The 260-nt window shown below is 60.8% G+C and carries 1 protein-coding gene; it reads left to right on the top strand.

Annotated features, from left to right (window positions below; all coding sequences use genetic code 11):
* Positions 1–260: alanine--tRNA ligase-related protein (locus QP363_RS13230; protein ID WP_284764828.1), on the top strand; the 260-nt coding region annotated here is incomplete at both ends.

The raw sequence follows: 260 nt of genomic DNA, 5'->3' as shown, positions 1-260 counted from the left end.
TCGGGGTGGATGCCGCGGTCCTCGTTGACCTGGTGGAAACCTCGAAGAATGCCATGAAGGAGTCCTACCCCGATCTGGAGGCGAACTTCGGGCAGATTCACCAGGTGGCGGTGGAAGAAGAAGCCGCTTTCCGGCGCACCCTGGCTACCGGTGAACAGATTTTCGCGGCGGCCGTGGACTCTGCGACAAACGCGCCCCATGCCGGCAAGGTCATTATTCCCGGATCGGCCGCTTTCACGCTGCATGATACTTACGGGTTC

Origin of the sequence: Corynebacterium sp. UMB6689, assembly GCF_030215295.1 — a bacterium.
Lineage (GTDB): Bacteria > Actinomycetota > Actinomycetes > Mycobacteriales > Mycobacteriaceae > Corynebacterium > Corynebacterium aurimucosum.
The sequence above is the reverse complement of the archived record's forward strand: the minus strand, read 5'-3'. Positions and strand labels throughout refer to the sequence as shown.